Source organism: Variovorax sp. Soil_C_12 (assembly GCF_057657375.1).
Map to the genome: position 1 here is coordinate 167,179 of NZ_JBDGIO010000005.1, position 17,824 is coordinate 185,002.

12 protein-coding genes are annotated in these 17,824 nt (G+C 68.8%); 6 read left to right on the top strand and 6 right to left on the bottom strand.

Annotated features, from left to right (window positions below):
- The first annotated feature begins 2 nt into the window (after nucleotides 1–2).
- Genes AC3A6X_RS15485 through AC3A6X_RS15495 form a run of 3 tightly spaced genes read left to right on the top strand, consistent with a single transcriptional unit; the run spans nucleotide 3 to nucleotide 1,629 of the window.
- The gene (locus tag AC3A6X_RS15485; RefSeq protein ID WP_106558126.1) at nucleotides 3–542 is read left to right on the top strand and encodes a septation protein A; all 540 of its coding nucleotides are present in this window, start codon (nucleotides 3–5) and stop codon (nucleotides 540–542) included.
- Nucleotides 539–802, top strand: a complete 264-nt coding sequence (locus tag AC3A6X_RS15490; RefSeq protein WP_487843019.1) for a BolA family protein — start codon at nucleotides 539–541, stop codon at nucleotides 800–802. Before AC3A6X_RS15485 ends, AC3A6X_RS15490 begins: the two co-directional genes overlap by 4 nt.
- A gap of 47 nt (nucleotides 803–849) precedes the next feature.
- A complete protein-coding gene (locus AC3A6X_RS15495; RefSeq protein ID WP_487843020.1) occupies nucleotides 850–1,629 on the top strand; it encodes a peptidylprolyl isomerase in 780 nt (259 codons plus the stop codon).
- Nucleotides 1,630–1,873: 244 nt separating this feature from the next.
- On the opposite strand, the gene purL is transcribed toward AC3A6X_RS15495, so the two are convergent.
- On the bottom strand, nucleotides 1,874–5,896 hold the full coding sequence (purL, locus tag AC3A6X_RS15500) for a phosphoribosylformylglycinamidine synthase (protein WP_487843021.1): 4,023 nt from the start codon (nucleotides 5,894–5,896) through the stop codon (nucleotides 1,874–1,876).
- A 119-nt stretch (nucleotides 5,897–6,015) separates the two neighbouring features.
- Between purL and map the strand changes: the two genes are divergently transcribed.
- From map to AC3A6X_RS15515, 3 genes are all read left to right on the top strand, one after another.
- Complete coding sequence (map, locus tag AC3A6X_RS15505; RefSeq protein ID WP_487843022.1) at nucleotides 6,016–6,840, top strand: type I methionyl aminopeptidase; 825 nt, start codon at nucleotides 6,016–6,018, stop codon at nucleotides 6,838–6,840.
- Nucleotides 6,841–6,869: 29 nt separating this feature from the next.
- Complete coding sequence (locus tag AC3A6X_RS15510) at nucleotides 6,870–9,458, top strand: [protein-PII] uridylyltransferase (protein WP_487843023.1); 2,589 nt, start codon at nucleotides 6,870–6,872, stop codon at nucleotides 9,456–9,458.
- Nucleotides 9,459–9,562: 104 nt separating this feature from the next.
- Nucleotides 9,563–9,967 carry a DoxX family protein gene (locus AC3A6X_RS15515; RefSeq protein ID WP_487843024.1) on the top strand — a complete coding sequence of 135 codons (405 nt, stop codon included), beginning with the start codon at nucleotides 9,563–9,565 and terminating at the stop codon, nucleotides 9,965–9,967.
- A 9-nt stretch (nucleotides 9,968–9,976) separates the two neighbouring features.
- On the opposite strand, the gene def is transcribed toward AC3A6X_RS15515, so the two are convergent.
- From def to smc, 5 genes are all read right to left on the bottom strand, one after another.
- Nucleotides 9,977–10,516: a peptide deformylase gene (gene def / locus AC3A6X_RS15520; protein WP_487843025.1), complete on the bottom strand. Its 540-nt coding sequence runs from the start codon at nucleotides 10,514–10,516 to the stop codon at nucleotides 9,977–9,979.
- Between the two features lie 37 nt (nucleotides 10,517–10,553).
- Entirely contained in the window at nucleotides 10,554–10,976 is a 423-nt protein-coding gene (locus tag AC3A6X_RS15525; protein WP_487843026.1) for a hypothetical protein, read from the bottom strand.
- A 104-nt stretch (nucleotides 10,977–11,080) separates the two neighbouring features.
- Nucleotides 11,081–13,168, bottom strand: coding sequence for an NAD-dependent DNA ligase LigA (ligA, locus tag AC3A6X_RS15530; RefSeq protein WP_487843027.1), 2,088 nt, complete (start codon nucleotides 13,166–13,168; stop codon nucleotides 11,081–11,083).
- Between the two features lie 27 nt (nucleotides 13,169–13,195).
- The gene (locus tag AC3A6X_RS15535; RefSeq protein ID WP_487843028.1) at nucleotides 13,196–14,293 is read right to left on the bottom strand and encodes a cell division protein ZipA C-terminal FtsZ-binding domain-containing protein; all 1,098 of its coding nucleotides are present in this window, start codon (nucleotides 14,291–14,293) and stop codon (nucleotides 13,196–13,198) included.
- The gene (gene smc, locus AC3A6X_RS15540) at nucleotides 14,290–17,805 is read right to left on the bottom strand and encodes a chromosome segregation protein SMC (RefSeq protein ID WP_487843029.1); all 3,516 of its coding nucleotides are present in this window, start codon (nucleotides 17,803–17,805) and stop codon (nucleotides 14,290–14,292) included. Before smc ends, AC3A6X_RS15535 begins: the two co-directional genes overlap by 4 nt.
- Between the last annotated feature and the right edge of the window lie 19 nt (nucleotides 17,806–17,824).

The window sequence follows — 17,824 nt, forward strand, 5'->3', positions numbered from 1 at the left end:
ACATGAAGTTGCTGCTCGACTTCTTCCCGATCCTGCTGTTCTTCGGCGCCTTCAAGCTCTACGACATCTACACCGCCACCGGCGTGCTGATGGCGGCCACCGTGCTGCAGATGGGCATCGCCTGGTTCAACGAGCGCCGGCTGGCGCCGATGCAGAAGGCCACCCTGGTGCTGATTCTGCTGTTCGGCTCGCTCACGCTGCTGCTGCACGACGACCGCTTCATCAAGTGGAAGCCGACGGTGCTCTACGGCGCGATGGCGCTGGCGCTGGCCGTGGCGCTGTGGGGCTTCAAGAAGAACTTCCTGAAGATGCTGCTGGGCGCGCAGCTGGAACTGCCGGCGCAGATCTGGGGGCGGCTCAACGTCGCGTGGATCGCCTACTGCGTGTTCATGGCCGCGATCAACGGCTACGTGGCGGCCTACTTCAGCACCGAGGCCTGGGTGAACTTCAAGCTCTGGGGCTATGCGTTCCCGATCGTGTTTTTGGTGGCGCAGGGGCTGTACATCTCGCCGCATCTCAAGTCGGACAAGCCTGCCGCATGAGCCTTCCGACTGCTGCCGACCTGGAAGCGCGCCTGCGGGCGACGCTGCAACCGACTGTGCTCGAGGTGATCGACGAGAGCGCGGCGCATGCCGGCCATGCGGGCGCCAATCCCGAGGGCTACGGCACCCATTTCCGGGTGCGCATTGCCTCTCCTCTCTTCGAGGGAAAGCCGCGCGTGGCGCGCCATCGGCTTGTGTATGATGCGCTGCAACTTTTCATCGCACAGGGCCTTCACGCCATCGCTATCGAGACGCTTTGAAGCGCTTTGTTTCCCGCCTCTCCGGGCGGCAAAAGTACCCTCCCCTTATGAAGAAACAACTCCTGCAGGCCGCAGCCGCCGTCGCCCTTCTTGCTGCCCTCCCCGCCTTCGCGCAGAACGCGGCCATCGTCAACGGCAAGCCGGTGCCCAAGGCGCGCATGGACGTGCTGGCCCAGCAACTGGCGGCCGCCGGCCGGCCGGTCACGCCGGAGATGCAGGGCCAGCTGCGTGAAGAAGTGGTCGCCCGCGAGATCTTCATGCAGGAAGCCCAGAAGCAGGGCCTGGACGCCACCGACGACTACAAGAACCAGTTGGAGCTCGCGCGCCAGGCCATCCTGATCCGCCAGCTGTTCGACAACTACCGCAAGTCCAACGCGGTGTCCGACGCCGACGCGCAGGCCGAGTACGACAAGTTCGTCGCGGCCAACGGCGGCAAGGAATACAAGGCCCGCCACATCCTGGTCGAGAAGGAAGACCAGGCCCAGAAAATCCTGGCCGACCTCAAGAAGGGCGCCAAGTTCGAGGACCTCGCCAAGAAGCAGAGCAAGGACCCGGGCTCCGGCGCCAACGGCGGCGACCTCGACTGGGCTGCGCCTGCCAGCTTCGTGCCCGAGTTCTCGGAAGCGATGATCAAGCTCAAGAAGGGCGAGACCACCCCCGCCCCGGTCAAGTCGCAGTTCGGCTACCACATCATCCGCGTGGACGACATCCGCCAGGCCCAGCTGCCCAAGCTGGACGAGGTCAAGCCGCAGATCGTGCAGCAGCTGCAGCAGCAGCGGCTGCAGAAGTATCAGGAAGAACTGCGGGCAAAGGCAAAGGTCGAATAGACCCGCGCATCGAACGTGCATGAGAAACGCGGCCAATGGGCCGCGTTTTTGTTTTGTGCGACTGCGGTTCGGCCCGCGGGCTAAGACCGCCCGTGCGTGCGATGAGGGAGGGAGCGTCCCCCGTCTTGTTCCCTCTCCCTCCGGGAGAGCTCCGAACCGAAACCGGTCGCACGCATGGCGGCGCTCATCAGCTTGCGGTCGATCGGAAAATTGATCCGCATGGCGCGCGAGGCGTTGCTGGTGCCTACCCCACCCACTTCCGCGCGTTGCGCCAGATCCGCATCCACGGGCTGAGCGCACTCTTGTCCCCCGAGGTCCAGCTCATCTGGATATTGCGGAACACGCGCTCCGGATGCGGCATCAGCGCGGTGAAGCGCCCGTCGGCCGTCGTCACCGAGGTCAGGCCACCGGCACTGCCGTTGGGGTTGAAGGGATAGCGCTCGGTCGCCTGGCCGTGGTTGTCGACAAAGCGCATCGCGGCGATGGCCTTGGCCGGGTCGCCGCGGTGCTTGAAGTTCGCATAGCCCTCGCCATGCGCCACCGCGATGGGCAGCCGGCTGCCGGCCATGCCGGCGAAGAACAGGCTGGGCGAATCGAGCACCTCCACCATCGACAGCCGCGCCTCGAAGCGCTCGCTCTGGTTGGTGGTGAAGCGGGGCCAGGCCTCGGCGCCGGGAATGATGTCGGCCAGCTCGGCGAACATCTGGCAGCCGTTGCACACGCCCAGGCCGAAGGTGTCGGCGCGGCCGAAGAAGGCCTTGAACTGCTCGCTCAACTTCGGGTTGAAGGTGATGCTGCGCGCCCAGCCGATGCCGGCGCCCAGGGTGTCGCCGTAGCTGAAGCCGCCGCAGGCCACCACGCCCTTGAAGGCGGCCAGGTCCGCACGGCCCGTCTGCAGGTCGGTCATGTGGACGTCGAAGGACTCGAACCCGGCCTCGTGGAAGGCATAGGCCATCTCGACGTGCGAGTTCACGCCCTGCTCGCGCAGGATCGCGACCTTGGGCCGTGCGAGGTTGAGGAAAGGCGCAGCCACGTCCTCCGAGGCGCCCGGCGCCAGCAGCACGTGGCGGCCCGGGTCCTGCGGCTCGCCGGCGGCGGCGTGCTCGGCGTCGGCGCAGTCGGGGTTGTCGCGCTCGCGGCAGATCTTCCAGCTCACGGCGTCCCAGACCTGGTGCAGGTCGTGCAGGCCGGCGCTGAAGACCGCCTTGGCATCGCGCCAGACCTCCACCTTGCCCTTGCCGGCGTCGATGGCCGAGACGCCGGGCCGGGTCTTGCCGACGAAATGGCTGTGGGCGCTGAGACCGTGCGCACGCAGCGTCTGCATCACCTCGTTGCGCTCGGCAGTGCGCACCTGCAGCAGCAGGCCCAGCTCTTCGTTGAAGAGCGCCTTCAGCGTGAGCTCCTCGCGCCGGGCGCTGACCTGGCCGGCCCAGTTCTTGGCGTCGCCATACTCGGCGCGGCTGTCGCTGATGCCGTCGCCCTCGGTCACCAGCAGGTCGACGTTGAGGGCGATGCCCACGTGGCCGGCAAAGGCCATCTCGCAGGCTGCGGCGAACAGGCCGCCGTCGCTGCGGTCGTGCATCGCGAGGATCTTGCCGTCGGCGCGCAAGGCATTGACGGCGGCGACCAGCTTGACCAGGTCCTGCGGGTCGTCGAGGTCCGGCACCACGTCGCCGCTCTGCCCCAGGGTCTGGGCCAGGATGCTGCCGGCCATGCGCTGCTTGCCGCGGCCCAGGTCGATCAGGACCAGCATGCTGTCGGGCTCGCTCGCATCCAGCTGCGGCGTGAGCGTGCCGCGTACATCGGCCAGGGTGGCAAAGGCGCTGACGATCAGGCTCACGGGCGAGCTGACCTTTTTCTGCTCGCCCTGGTCCTGCCACTGGGTGCGCATGGACAGCGAATCCTTGCCGACGGGAATCGAGATGCCGAGCGCCGGGCAGAGCTCCAGGCCCACGGCCTTCACGGTCTCGTACAGCGCGGCGTCCTCGCCCGGCTCGCCGCAGGCCGCCATCCAGTTGGCCGACAGCTTGACGCGCGAGAGCTCGATGGGTGCGGCCAGCAGGTTGGTGATGGCCTCCGCCACCGCCATGCGGCCGGAGGCCGGGGCGTCGAGGGCGGCGAGCGGGGTGCGCTCGCCCATGCTCATGGCCTCGCCGGCGAAGCCGGTGTAGTCGGCCAGGGTGACGGCGCAGTCGGCCACGGGTACTTGCCAGGGGCCGACCATCTGGTCGCGATGGCTCAGGCCGCCGACGGTGCGGTCGCCGATGGTGACGAGGAAGCGCTTGGAGGCGACGGTGGGGTGGGAGAGGACGTCGATGGCTGCTTTTTGCAGGTCGACACCGGTGAGGTCGAGGGGCTTGAACGTGCGGGCAATGGACTGCACGTCGCGCAGCATCTTCGGGGGCTTGCCCAGAAGGACGTCCATGGGCATGTCGACGGGCGGGGTAAGCCCGTCAGCCACGACCAACTGCCGCTCTTCCGTCGCCACCCCCACCACCGCAAACGGACACCGCTCCCGCTCGCAGAAAGCCTTGAACAGTTCGAGCGACTCCGGCGCGATCGCCAGCACATAGCGCTCCTGGCTCTCGTTGCACCAGATCTCCTTGGGCGCCAGGCCCGACTCCTCCAGCGGCACGGCGCGCAGGTCGAAGCGCGCGCCGCGGCCGGCGTCGTTGCTGAGCTCGGGGAAGGCATTGCTCAAGCCGCCCGCGCCGACATCGTGGATCGCCAGGATCGGGTTGGCCTCGCCCTGCTGCCAGCAGTGGTTGATGACCTCCTGCGCGCGCCGCTCGATCTCGGGGTTGCCGCGCTGCACCGAGTCGAAGTCGAGCTCGGCCGCATTGGCGCCGGTGGCCATGGAGCTCGCCGCGCTGCCGCCCATGCCGATGCGCATGCCGGGGCCGCCCAGCTGGATCAAGAGCGAGCCCGCCGGGAATCGGATCTTCTTCGTCTGCCCCGCATCGATGCTGCCCAGGCCGCCCGCGATCATGATGGGCTTGTGGTAGCCGCGCTGCAGCGTGTCGCGGTCGCTGGAAATCGCCTGCTCGTACTCGCGGAAGTAGCCCAGCAGGTTGGGCCGGCCGAACTCGTTGTTGAAGGCGGCGCCGCCCAGCGGGCCCTCGGTCATGATCTGCAGCGGACTGGCGATGTGCTCGGGCTTGCCGTAGCTGCCTTGCGCAGGCCAGAGTTTCGACACCGTGAAGCCGGTCAACCCCGCCTTGGGCTTGGAGCCGCGGCCGGTGGCGCCTTCGTCGCGGATCTCGCCGCCGGCGCCGGTCGAAGCGCCCGGGAAGGGCGAGATCGCGGTCGGGTGGTTGTGGGTCTCGACCTTCATCAGCACGTGGTTCAGTGCGTCCTGCTTGTCGTAGCGGCCGGCGGCCGAGGCGGCGACGAAGCGCTCGACCTGCGAGCCCTCCATGATCGAGGCGTTGTCGGCGTAGGCCACCACCGTGTGCTGCGGGTTCTGGCGCTCGGTGTGCCGGATCATCGAGAACAGGCTCTGCGGCTGCGCCTCGCCGTCGATCACGAAGTCGGCGTTGAAGATCTTGTGGCGGCAGTGCTCGCTGTTGGCCTGCGCGAACATCATCAGCTCGACGTCGCTGGGGTTGCGGCCGAGGCGGGTGAAGGCGTCGACCAGGTAGTCGATCTCGTCCTGCGCCAGCGCCAGGCCGAAGCGCGTGTTGGCCTCGACCAGCGCGGCACGCCCGCCGGCCAGCACGTCGACCTGCGCCATCGGCTGGCCCGGCAGCTCTGCGAGCAGCGCCGCCGCCTGCTCCAAGCCAGGCAGCACCGATTCGGTCATGCGGTCGTGCAGCAGCGCGCCCAGGGCGGCCAGCCGGTCGGTATCGAGCACCGGCGCCTTGCCCAGCAGCGGCGCCTTCAGCACCAGGTGGTACTGCGTGACGCGCTCGACGCGGCGCAGCGCCAACCCGCAGTTGTGGGCGATGTCCGTGGCCTTGGACGCCCAGGGCGAGACCGTGCCCAGGCGCGGCGTGACGACCAGCGTGGGCCCGGCCTTGGCGGGCGCCTCGAAGGGCTCGCCGTAGCCCAGCAGGGCGGCGAAGCGCTCGTGCTCGGCGCCTTCCAGCGCGTGGTCGGTTGCGACCAGGTGCACGAAGCGGGCCGAGAGGCCTTCGATGCGCGGCTCGATGGCCTGCAGCCGGGGCAGCAGCTGCCGGGCCCGGAACCCGCTGAGCGCGCTGCCGCCCTCGAAGAAGGTCACCACGGGGGCGACGGGATGGGAAGGCGCATTCAGGGGCAAGGTCACGATCGGGGTCGGCGGGCAGGCCGCGTTGGAAACCAGGGGAATGTAGGCGGCGGCCGCTGACTGGGGCCATCCGCGCCAAGCCCGCAATTTTAACGGGCCGAATGGGATAATTCGGGCCCATGAGCATCACCTACAAAGACGCCGAGGGCGTGGCCGGCATGCGCATTGCATGCCGCCTCGCTTCCGAGGTGCTGGACTACCTGACCCCGCACGTCAAGCCCGGCGTGACCACCAACGAGATCGACAAGCTCGCGCACGACTACATCACGCAGGTGCAAGGCGCGATCCCCGCCCCCCTCAACTACATGGGCGCCTCCAGCGTGCCCTACCCCAAGTCCATCTGCACCTCGGTCAACCACGTGGTGTGCCATGGCATCCCGAACGACAAGCCGCTCAAGAAGGGCGACATCGTCAACCTCGACGTCACGGTCATCAAGGACGGCTGGCACGGCGACACCAGCCGCATGTTCATCGTGGGCGACGCCTCGATCGCGGCCAAGCGCCTGTGCGCCTTCACCTACGAGGCCATGTGGCACGGCATCGTCAAGGTGAAGCCGGGCGTGCATCTGGGCGACATCGGCTTCGCCATCCAGCGCTTCGCCGAGGGCAACGGTTTTTCGGTGGTGCGCGAGTTCTGCGGCCACGGCATCGGCCGCGGCTTCCACGAGGAACCGCAGGTGCTGCACTACGGCAAGCCCGGCACGCTGGACGAGCTCAAGCCCGGCATGACCTTCACCATCGAGCCGATGATCAACGCCGGCAAGCGCGACATCAAGGAAGACGCCCGCGGCGGCCAGTACGACGGCTGGACCATCGTCACGCGCGACCACTCGCTGTCGGCCCAGTGGGAGCACACGGTGCTGGTGACCGAGACCGGCTACGAGGTGCTCACGCTCTCCGCCGGCAGCCCGCCGCCGCCCGCCTTCGCCAGTACCTCGGCTTGATGCCGCCCGCCGGCCTTCGAGAGGCTGCCATGGTGGACATCCCTTCGCTGCGCGACGCCTACCGCACGCACAAGCAGGCGCTGTACGACCAGGCGCGCAGTGCACGCGCGCCCACGCGCAGCGTCCACACCGTGCTGCGCCAGCTCGCCGCCCTGGCCGACGAGGCGCTCAACGCGCTGTGGGCCGACGCCGGCTTCGGCAACCGGCTGGCGCTGGTCGCGGTCGGCGGCTTCGGGCGCGGCGAGCTGTTCCCCTTTTCCGACGTCGACGTGCTGCTGCTGCTGCCGCAGGACCACGCGACCGACGTCGATCCGTCGCGCATCGAGGCCTTCATCGGCCATTGCTGGGACGTGGGCCTCGAAATCGGCTCCAGCGTGCGCACCGTGGACGAATGCCTGGCCGAAGCCGCCAAGGACGTCACCGTCCAGACCTCGCTGCTCGAGGCCCGCCTCGTCGCCGGCGACAAGAAGCTCTACGCCGCCTTCCGCAAAAGCTTCCTCGCCGACATCGACCCGCATGCCTTCTTCGCCGCCAAGACGCAGGAGATGCGGCACCGGCACCAGAAGTACGAGAACACGCCCTACGCGCTGGAGCCCAACTGCAAGGAATCGCCCGGCGGGCTGCGCGACCTGCAGATCATCCTCTGGGTGGCCAAGGCGGGGGGCTTCGGCAGGCGCTGGGACGACCTGGCGAAGAACGGCCTGGCCACCGCCTTCGAGGTGCAGCAGATCAAGCGCAACGAGGCCTTGCTCAGCCTGATCCGCGCCCGCCTGCACCTGATCGCCAACCGCCGCGAGGACCGCCTGGTGTTCGACCTGCAGACGGCCGTGGCGGCCACCTTCGGCTATGTCGGCGAGTCGCAGCGAAAGTCGAGCGAGGCGCTGATGCGCCGCTACTACTGGGCGGCCAAGGCGGTGACGCAGCTCAACCAGATCCTGCTGCTCAACATCGCCGACCGGCTCAATCCGCAGGAGGAGCAGGCCACCCGCATCAACGACCGCTTCTTCGAGAAGGGCGGCCTGATTGAGGTCGCGAGCGACGACCTGTACCTCAAGGACCCGCACGCCATCCTCGAAACCTTTTTGCTCTTCCAGAAGACCATCGGCGTCAACGGCCTGTCGGCGCGCACGCTGCGCGCGCTCTACAACGCCCGCCACGTGATGGACAGCAAGTTCCGCAACGACCGCGTGAACCACGCGACCTTCATGCGCATCGTGCTGGAGCCGCGCGGCATCACGCACGCCTTCAGGCTGATGAACCAGACCTCGGTGCTGGGCCGCTACCTGCGGGTGTTCCGCAGCATCGTCGGCCAGATGCAGCACGACCTGTTCCACGTCTACACGGTCGACCAGCACATCCTGATGGTGCTGCGCAACGTACGGCGCTTCTTCATCGTCGAGCATGCGCACGAATATCCCTTCTGCTCGCAGCTCGCGGGCGGCTGGGACAAGCCCTGGATCCTCTACGTCGCGGCGCTGTTCCACGACATCGCCAAGGGCCGCGGCGGCGACCATTCGGAGCTGGGCTCGCGCGACGTGCGGCGCTTCTGCCGCCAGCACGAGATCCCGCGCGAGGACGCGCGGCTGATCGAGTTCCTGGTGTCCGAGCACCTGGTGATGAGCCAGGTCGCGCAGAAGCAGGACCTGAGCGACCCGGAGGTGATCGCCCGTTTCGCGCAGCGCGTGGGCAACGAGCGCTACCTGACGGCGCTCTACCTGCTCACCATCGCCGACATCCGCGGAACCTCCCCGCGCGTGTGGAACGCCTGGAAGGGCAAGCTGCTCGAAGACCTCTACCGCTCGACGCTGCGCGCCCTGGGCGGCCGCATGCCCGACCCGGGCGCCGAGGTGGAGGCGCGCAAGCGCGAGGCGCTGGTGCAGCTGGCGCTGCATGCGCAGCCCTTCGAGGCCCACAAGGCGCTGTGGGAGACGCTCGACGTCGGCTACTTCATGCGCCACGACGCCTCCGAGATCGCCTGGCACACCAAGCAGCTGTCGCGGCACGTGCCGCCGAGGAACGTGCCGATCGACCCGCATGCACCGGCGATGGTGCGTGCCCGGCTCTCGCCGGTGGGCGAAGGACTGCAGGTGGTGGTCTACACGCCCGACCAGCCCGACCTGTTCGCGCGCATCTGCGGCTACTTCGACCAATCCTCCTTCAGCATCCTCGACGCCAAGGTGCACACCACCACCAACGGCTATGCGCTGGACACCTTCCAGGTCGTCACCACCTTCATCCCCGAGCACTACCGCGACCTGATCAGCATGGTCGAGGCCGGCCTAACCAAGACGCTGGACGAGGCCGGCCCCCTGCCCTCGCCCAGCAAGGGCCGGGTGTCGCGCCGGGTGCGCAGCTTCCCGATCAAGCCGCGGGTCAGCCTGCTGCCCGACGACAAGGCGCAGCGCTGGCTGCTCAACATCTCGGCCAGCGACCGCGTGGGCCTGCTGTACTCGGTGGCGCGCGTGCTCGCGCGCCATCACCTGAACCTGCAGCTCGCCAAGATCACGACCCTGGGCGAGCGCGTGGAAGACACCTTCCTGATCAGCGGACCCGAGCTGCAGGGCCAGCGCACGCAGGCGGCGATCGAGACCGAGCTGCTCGAAGCGCTGGCAGCCTGAGCGGCCTGGGAGTCTCCCCAGGCCGTCAGAGGACGGTCAGGAAGGCGTGAACGGAATCGACCACAATCGCCCCTGTTTTTTTAACAACAGAAAGGCTTTCGAACATGATCCGTTCCGACGACACCGGCAAACTCATCCTCCGCTTGGCCCTGGGCATCCTGATGCTGCTGCATGGCATCGCCAAGATCAACGGCGGCGTGGGCTTCGCGGCCAGCATGCTGGCTTCGCATGGCCTGCCGACCGCCCTGGCCTACCTGGTCTATGTGGGCGAGATCGTCGCGCCGGTGCTGCTGATCATCGGCCTCTACACGCGGCCGGCAGCATGGATCGTGGTCATCAACATGCTGGTCGCGATCTGGCTGGTGCACATGAAGCAGATCGGCATGCTCAACAAGCAGGGCGGCTGGGAGCTGGAGCTGCAGGGCCTGTTCCTCTTCAGCGCGCTGGCCGTGGCCTTCCTGGGCGCCGGCCGCTTCAGCGTCGGCGGCACGGGCGGCCGCTACAACTGATCGTCCGGGCTACTCGTCTTCGGCCGCATCGAGACCCGGGAAGAGGATCTCGGTGTAGCCGAAGCGCGAGAAATCGCGCACCCGCATCGGATAGAGCTTGCCCAGCAGGTGATCGACCTCGTGCTGCACCACCCGCGCATGAAAGCCGCTGACGGTGCGGTCGATGGGATCGCCGTAGGGGTCGAAGCCGGTGTAGCGAACATGGGCGAAGCGCGGCACCACGCCGCGCAGCCCGGGCACCGATAGGCAGCCTTCCCAGCCCTCTTCTTCCTCGTCGCCGATGGGCGTGACGACGGGATTGATGAGCACTGTGCGCGGCACGGCGGGCGCATCCGGATAACGCGGATTGACGGTGTCGGTGCCGAAGATCACGAGCTGCTGGTCGACGCCGATCTGCGGCGCGGCGAGGCCGGCACCGTTCACCGCATGCATGGTCTCGAACATGTCCCGCACCAGCAGGTGCAGCTCGTTGGTGTCGAAGGCGGCGACCGGCTGCGCGATGCGCAGCAGCCGGGGGTCGCCCATCTTGAGGATCTCGCGTACCGTCATGCGGACATTATCGCCACCGCGGTCCGCGCGCCGGGGCTCAGGGCGGCGTCTGGTTGCGCGAGTCCGGCGAGTTCAGGATGCGGTTGATCTCGCGCGGGCTGCGGCCCGGCGGGACCGGCACCGTGACGCCGGCACCACCGCCGCTGCGCGGACCGAGGTGTGCCGGCGGGGGAACCGCCGCACTCGGGCGCCCTCCCCAGCCGGCGCGCGGATAGCCCGGATGCGGGTAATAGCCGGGGCGCCCCCCGTAGTACGGATAGGGGTAGCGCGGGCGGGAGTAATAGCCGCCGCCATAGCTGCCGTCGATGTACACGTTCGGCTGGACCACGACCGGTCCCGGATCCGCGTAATAGGGCTCGGAATACCCGTAGGAGCCTCCCGGCACGGCCACGCAGCCGCCGAGCAGCGCTGCGCCTCCGAGCACGGCACAAACACCCCATAGACGGCGATTCTTGATCATGATGGACTCCTGGTCGGTACTGATGTGTTCAACGTCCTCTTGTAGACCTTGTTGACTTCTATCGCATGAAGCTGCGTAACGCACGGTAAAGCTCGGCGGAGACCTCAAAGGCCGTTGGCAAGGATCTCGAGCATCTGCGCCTCGTCGATCACGGCCACCCCCAGCCCGGTCGCCTTGTCGAGCTTGCTGCCGGCCTCGGCGCCCGCCACCAGGAAATCGGTCTTCTTGCTGACCGACCCGGCGACCTTGGCGCCCGCTGCTTCCAGTTTGTCCTTCGCTTCGTCGCGGCTGAGCGTAGGAAGGGTGCCGGTGATGACGAAGGTCTTGCCCGCGAGGGGCTTGGGCGCGCGCGCCGCCGGCTCGCCCTCTTCCCAGCTCACGCCGCAGGCGCGCAGTTGCTCGACCACCTCGCGGTTGTGTGCCTGGTCGAAGAAGGCGCGCAGGCTCTGCGCGACCACCGGACCGACGTCGTTGACCTCGAGCAATTGCTCCTCGCTTGCGTCCATGATCGCGTCGAGCTTGCCGAAGTGCTTGGCCAGATCCTTGGCGGTGCTTTCGCCGATGTGCCGGATGCCCAGCCCGAAGAGGAAGCGCGGCAGCGTGGTCTTCTTCGACGCTTCCAGTGCGTCGACCAGGTTCTTCGCCGACTTGTCGGCCATGCGGTCCAGCCCGGCCAGGGTCGTGAGGCCCAGCTTGTAGAGATCGGGCAACGTGCGGATCAGTTGGCCGTCCACCAGCTGCTCGACCAGCTTGTCGCCCAGGCCTTCGATGTCCAGGGCGCGCCGCGCCGCGAAGTGCAGGATGGCCTCCTTGCGCTGTGCGCCGCAGAACAGGCCGCCGGTGCAGCGGTAGTCGACCTCGCCCTCCTCGCGCAGCGCGTCGGAGCCGCAGACGGGACACTTGTGCGGCATGGTGAAGACCGGGCCGCGCTGCTCCGCCGGCCGCGCCGCGCTCTCGGGCACGACGCCCACCACCTCGGGGATCACGTCGCCGGCGCGCCGCACGATCACCGTGTCGCCCACCCGCACGTCCTTGCGCCGGGCCTCGTCCTCGTTGTGCAGCGTGGCGTTGGTCACCGTGACGCCGCCCACGAAGACGGGCGCCAGCTTGGCCACCGGCGTGAGCTTGCCGGTGCGGCCCACCTGCACCTCGATGCCCAGCACCTCGGTCAGCTGCTCCTGCGCCGGGTACTTGTGGGCCACCGCCCAGCGCGGCTCGCGCGAGACGAAGCCGAGCTGCCGCTGCAGCTCCAGGCTGTCGACCTTGTAGACCACGCCGTCGATGTCGTAGGGCAGCGCGTCGCGCTGGCGCGCGATGGTCTCGTGGAAGGCGATCAGCTCGATCGCGCCGCGGGCGCGTTGCGTCTGCGTGCCGATCGGAAAGCCCCAGGCATGGAACTGCTGCAGCCAGTCGAACTGCGTGGCATGCGCGGGCCCGCCCTGCTCCGGCGGCGTGACCTCGCCGAGGCCGTAGGCGAAAAAGCTCAGCGGCCGGGCCGCGGCGATCGCCGGATCGAGCTGGCGCACCGCGCCGGCCGCCGCGTTGCGCGGGTTCACGAACACCTTCTCGTTCTTCTGCCCGGCGGCGATCTTCTCGCGCTGGCGTTCGTTCAGCGTCTCGAAGTCGTCGCGGCGCATGTAGACCTCGCCGCGCACCTCCACCACCGGCGGGATCTCCGCGCCCTGGCCGTGCAGGCGCAGCGGGATCTGCTGCACCGTGCGGATGCTCTGCGTGACGTCCTCGCCGATCTCGCCGTCGCCGCGGGTGGCGGCCTGCACCAGCACGCCCTGCTCGTAGCGCAGGTTGAGGGCCAGGCCGTCGAACTTCAGCTCGCACACGTACTCGATTTGCGGCGCATCCTCCGCCAGGCCCAGCTCGCGGCGCACCCGCGCATCGAAGGCGCTGGCGCCGCCGGGCGTGATGTCGGTCTCGGTGCGGATGGAGAGCATCGGCACCTTGTGGCGCACCTTGGCGAAGGCTTCCAGCGCCTTGCCGCCGACGCGCTGCGTCGGCGAGTCGGGCGTGCGCAGCTCGGGGTGTTCGGCTTCCAGCGCCTGCAGGCGCTGGAACAGGCGGTCGTACTCGGCGTCGGGCAGCTCGGGTGCGTCGAGCACGTAGTACAGATGGGCGTGGCGGCGCAGTTGCTCGCCCAGCGCGGCGGCTTCGCGAGCCGCGTCCTCGCGTGTTGTCATGAGAATCTCCGGGATCAGAGCCCGTTTTTAGCTGAAGAGGCGCCGGGCCAGCGGGGAACCCGCCGACAGCTCGCGCGAATCGAGGGTGTCGTAGAGCTGCTCGAGATCGGCCCCGATCGCGTCCATCGTCTCCTCGCGCAGCAGCTGGCCGTCGCTGTCGGTCACGACGCCGTCCATCTCGCGCGCCAGCGTCGCGGCCGTTTCGCGCATGCGCGCGAAGGGGCGCTCGCTGCGGTCGACCTGGGGCACGTCCAGGCTCAGCGTGAGCTCGCGGATGGCCGACTGGGCCGGGTCGTCGGCCAGCGCAGCCTGGGTGTCGAAGGACAGGCCCAGGATCGGCGGCAGGCCGAGCTCGCTCGCCGGCAGCACCATGCGGCCCGGAATGATCCCGGCCACGAAGCCCAGCCGCGCGGCATTCTGCTGCACGTAGCCGGGGCTCCACGCGGCGTGCAGCGCGCGCAGCACGAAGCCCAGCTGGGCGTCGTGCGCACTGGCGAACTGGTCGAGCTCGCGCGCCCGCGCCACCTCGTCGAGCATCTCGGGAAACTCGGGCGCCCCGTTGATCGCATCCGCGAAGGCCTGGGCCTTGACCACGAACTCGGAGTACTCGATCTCGTTGAGCGCGCCGGTGCGGTTGGCCAGCTGCACGCCGGCCTGGAAGGCGCCGTAGCGCTGGCCGGGCGCGGCCGGTTCCCATTCGCCGGTGTGCTCGTTGAGGCCCTCGATCGCCACCGGCTTGCTGCCGGCGCGGCGCGTGGCCGGCATGGCCGCGATGGCGGCGTCGCCGGAGGCCAGGCCCTCCAGCGTGATGGGCGCGATCACGTCGATCAGCGGGTCGAGCCCGCCGCGGCGGTCGGCCGTCGGGATCGGCAGCGCGCTGGGCGCGGGCAGGTCGGGGTCGAACAGCGGCTCGTGCCGCTCGGCGCCGGCGACCGGATGCCCCGTCACGTGCAGCACCGGCTCCTCCTCGCGGCTCATGGGCGCCGGCGCCGTTTCGCGCGCACCGCCGTCCGGCGCATCGGGTTGGCGCGGCGCGTTGCGGCGCGACATCCAGGCGTTGTAGCCGACCACCGTGGCGAGCACGAGGCCGCCGAGGATGGCCAGCGCGACGGTCAGGTTGCTCATGCTGCCTCGGCCATCGATACGGCAGATTCCATGTCCACCGCCACGATGCGCGAGACGCCCTGCTCCTGCATGGTCACGCCGATCAGTTGCTCGGCCATCTCCATCGCGATTTTGTTGTGGCTGATGAAGAGGAACTGGGTTTCGCGGCTCATCGCCGTCACCAGCTTGGCGTAGCGCTCGGTGTTGGCGTCGTCCAGCGGCGCATCCACTTCGTCCAGCAGGCAGAAGGGCGCAGGGTTCAGCTGGAAGATTGCGAACACCAGCGCGATCGCGGTCAGCGCCTTTTCGCCGCCCGACAGCAGGTGGATGGTCTGGTTCTTCTTGCCGGGCGGCTGCGCCATCACCTGCACGCCGGAGTCGAGGATTTCGTCGCCGGTCATCATGAGCCTCGCGTTGCCGCCGCCGAAGAGCTCCGGGAACATCCGGCTGAAATGCTCGTTGACGATCTTGAAGGTGCCGCCGAGCAGCTCGCGCGTCTCGCCGTCGATCTTGCGGATCGCATCCTCCAGCGTGTTGATGGCCTCGTTGAGGTCGGCCGACTGCGCATCGAGGAAGGTCTTGCGCTCGCGCGCGACCGTCAGCTCGTCGAGGGCGGCAAGGTTGACGGCACCCAGCGCGGCCACCTCGCGGTTGAGGCGGTCGATCTCGGACTGCAGGCCGGTGAGCCGAACCTTGTCCTCCTCGATCGAGCGCGCGACCGCCTCGAGGTCGGCCTGGGCATCGGTCAGCAGCTGCTGGTACTGCTCGAAGCCCAGGCGAGCGGCCTGCTCCTTCAGCTGCAGCTCGGTGATGCGCTGGCGCAGCGGGTCGAGCTCGCGCTCGAGCTGCAGGCGGCGCTCGTCGCTGGCGCGCAGCTTGAGCGTGAGGTCGTCGTACTGGCTGCGCGTGGCGCCCAGCGCCGTCTCGCGTTCGAGCTTGAGGGACAGCGCGTCCTGCAGCCCGGCCTGGGCCGCGGCGTCGGACAGGCGGCCGAGCTCCGCTCGGGCGCGCTCGTCTTCTTCAGCAAGCGAAACCACCTGCTGGGTCGCCGTCTCGATCGCGCGGTTGAGTTCGGCGCGGCGTGCTTCGAGCGTGCGCTGCGCGAACACCGCCTCCTGCGCCTGGCGCTCCAGGCTGCGGTGCTGCTCGCGGCTGGCGGACAGGGCACGGCCGGCCTCGATCACCCGCTCGTCGAGCTGGGCATGGCGCTCCTGGCTGTCGGCCAGCTGCATGTCCAGCTCCTCGAAGCGGCCCTCGGCGGCGACGCGCTTTTCCTGCAGCTCTTCCAGCTGCGCCTCGACCTCGCCGAGGTCGGTGGTCAGCTGCTCGCTGCGCACGCGCGCCTGCTCGGCCAACTGCGTGAGGCGCAGCGTCTCGACCTGCAGCTCGTGCGCGCGCGACTGCGTGTCGGCCGCTTCGCGCCGCGCCGCGACCAGGCGCTGCGCCGCATCGCCGTAGGCGGACTCGGCACGGGCCAGCGCCGTGCGGGCCTCTTCGCTGATCAGCGCCTGGGCGCGCAGCTGGCGCTCCAGGTTCTCCATCTCCTGCTGGCGGGCCAGCAGGCCGGCCTGCTCGGAATCCTGTGCGTAGAAGCTCACGCTGTGGGCCGTGACCGCATGGCCGCTCTGGACGAAGATCGCCTCGCCCGGCTGCAGCTTGTCGCGCTGGGCCAGTGCTTCTTCGAGCGTAGTCGCGGTGAAGCAGCCGTGCAGCCAGTCGGACAGCAGCGCCTGCTGGCCCGCATCGCCCAGGCGCAGCAGATCCGCGAGGCGCGGCAGCTCGCCCTGGGCCTGTGGCGCCGCGGCCGTGGGCGGGCTGTAGAAGGCCAGCTTGGCCGGCGGCGCATCGCCGCCGAAGGCGCGGACCATGTCGAGGCGGCTGACTTCGAGCGCGCCCAGGCGCTCGCGCAGCGCGGCTTCGAGCGCGTTCTCCCAGCCCTGCTCGATGTGGATGCGGCTCCACAGGCCCTGCAGGCCTTCGAGGCCGTGCTTGGACAGCCAGGGGGCGAGCTTGCCGTCGGTCTTGACCTTCTCCTGCAGTGCCTTGAGCGCTTCGAGCCGGGCCGACAGCTCGGCATGGCGCGCCCCCTCGGTGTTGACGGCCTGCTGCTTGCCGCGGCGGTCCTCGTCGAGTTGCGGCACGGCTTCCTGCAGCTCGTGCAGGCGCGCATCGGCTTCGCTGGCGGCTTCCTGCGCGGCGGCCAGTTGCTCCTGCAGGTCGCGCAGCCGCGCTTCGTCGGGCGCCGCGAGCGCGTTCTGATCGCTGCGCAGGCGCTCGGCGCGCTGCGTCAGCTGGCGGGTCTGGTCCTCGATGTTGCGCTGGTCGGCGGCCAGCACCTGGATCTGCTGCTGCACCTGCGCGACGCTGGCGCGCTGGGCGTTGGCCTCGTCCTGCGCGCGCTGCTGCGCTTCTTCGAGGCTGGGAATCCGCGCGTCATGCTCCTCGAGCTGCGCGGCCAGCAACTCGGCCTGCTCCTCGGCATTCACGCCCTGGCCGGCGAGCGTCTCGATCTCGGCCTCGGCATCTTCGCGGCGCGTGTTCCATTGCGCGATCTGCTCGCCGAGCTGCACCAGGCGCTGCTCCACGCGCTGGCGGCCCTCGACCACGAAGCGGATTTCGCCTTCCAGCCGGCCGACCTCGGCACTCGCCTCGTAAAGCTTGCCCTGCGCCTGGTTGACCTGGTCGCCGGCCGCGTAGTGCGCCTGGCGCACGGTCTCGAGCTCGGATTCGACATGGCGCAGATCGGCCGTGCGCGATTCGAGGTCGTTGATCGCCTTCTCGCCATCGGCCTTGACCTTGGACTGGTCGCCCTCGCTCTCGCTGCGCTTGAGGAACCACAGCTGGTGCTGCTTGCGCGTGGCGTCGGCCTGCAGCGTGTTGTAGCGGGTCGCGACCTCGGCCTGCTTCTCCAGCCGCTCCAGGTTGCTGCCGAGCTCGCGCAGGATGTCTTCGACGCGGGTGAGGTTCTCGCGGGTGTCGCCGAGCCGGTTCTCCGTCTCGCGGCGGCGCTCCTTGTACTTGGAGACGCCGGCGGCTTCTTCGAGGAAGAGACGCAGCTCCTCGGGCTTGGACTCGATGATCCGGCTGATCGTCCCCTGCCCGATGATCGCGTAGGCGCGCGGGCCGAGGCCGGTGCCCAGGAACACGTCCTGCACGTCGCGCCGGCGCACCGGCTGGTTGTTGATGAAGTAGCTCGAATTGCCGTCGCGCGTCAGCACCCGCTTGACCGCGATCTCGGCAAACTGCGACCACTGGCCGCCGGCGCGGTGGTCGGAGTTGTCGAACACCAGCTCCACGCTCGAACGGCTGGCCTGCTTGCGCGTGGTCGTGCCGTTGAAGATCACGTCCTGCATGGACTCGCCACGCAGTTCGGAAGCGCGCGATTCGCCGAGCACCCAGCGCACCGCATCCATGATGTTCGACTTGCCGCAGCCGTTGGGGCCCACCACGCCCACCAGTTGGCCGGGCAAAAGGAAATTGGTGGGTTCCGCGAAGGACTTGAAGCCGGAGAGCTTGATCGAGTTGAGACGCACGGCTGGTCTGGCTTAGATT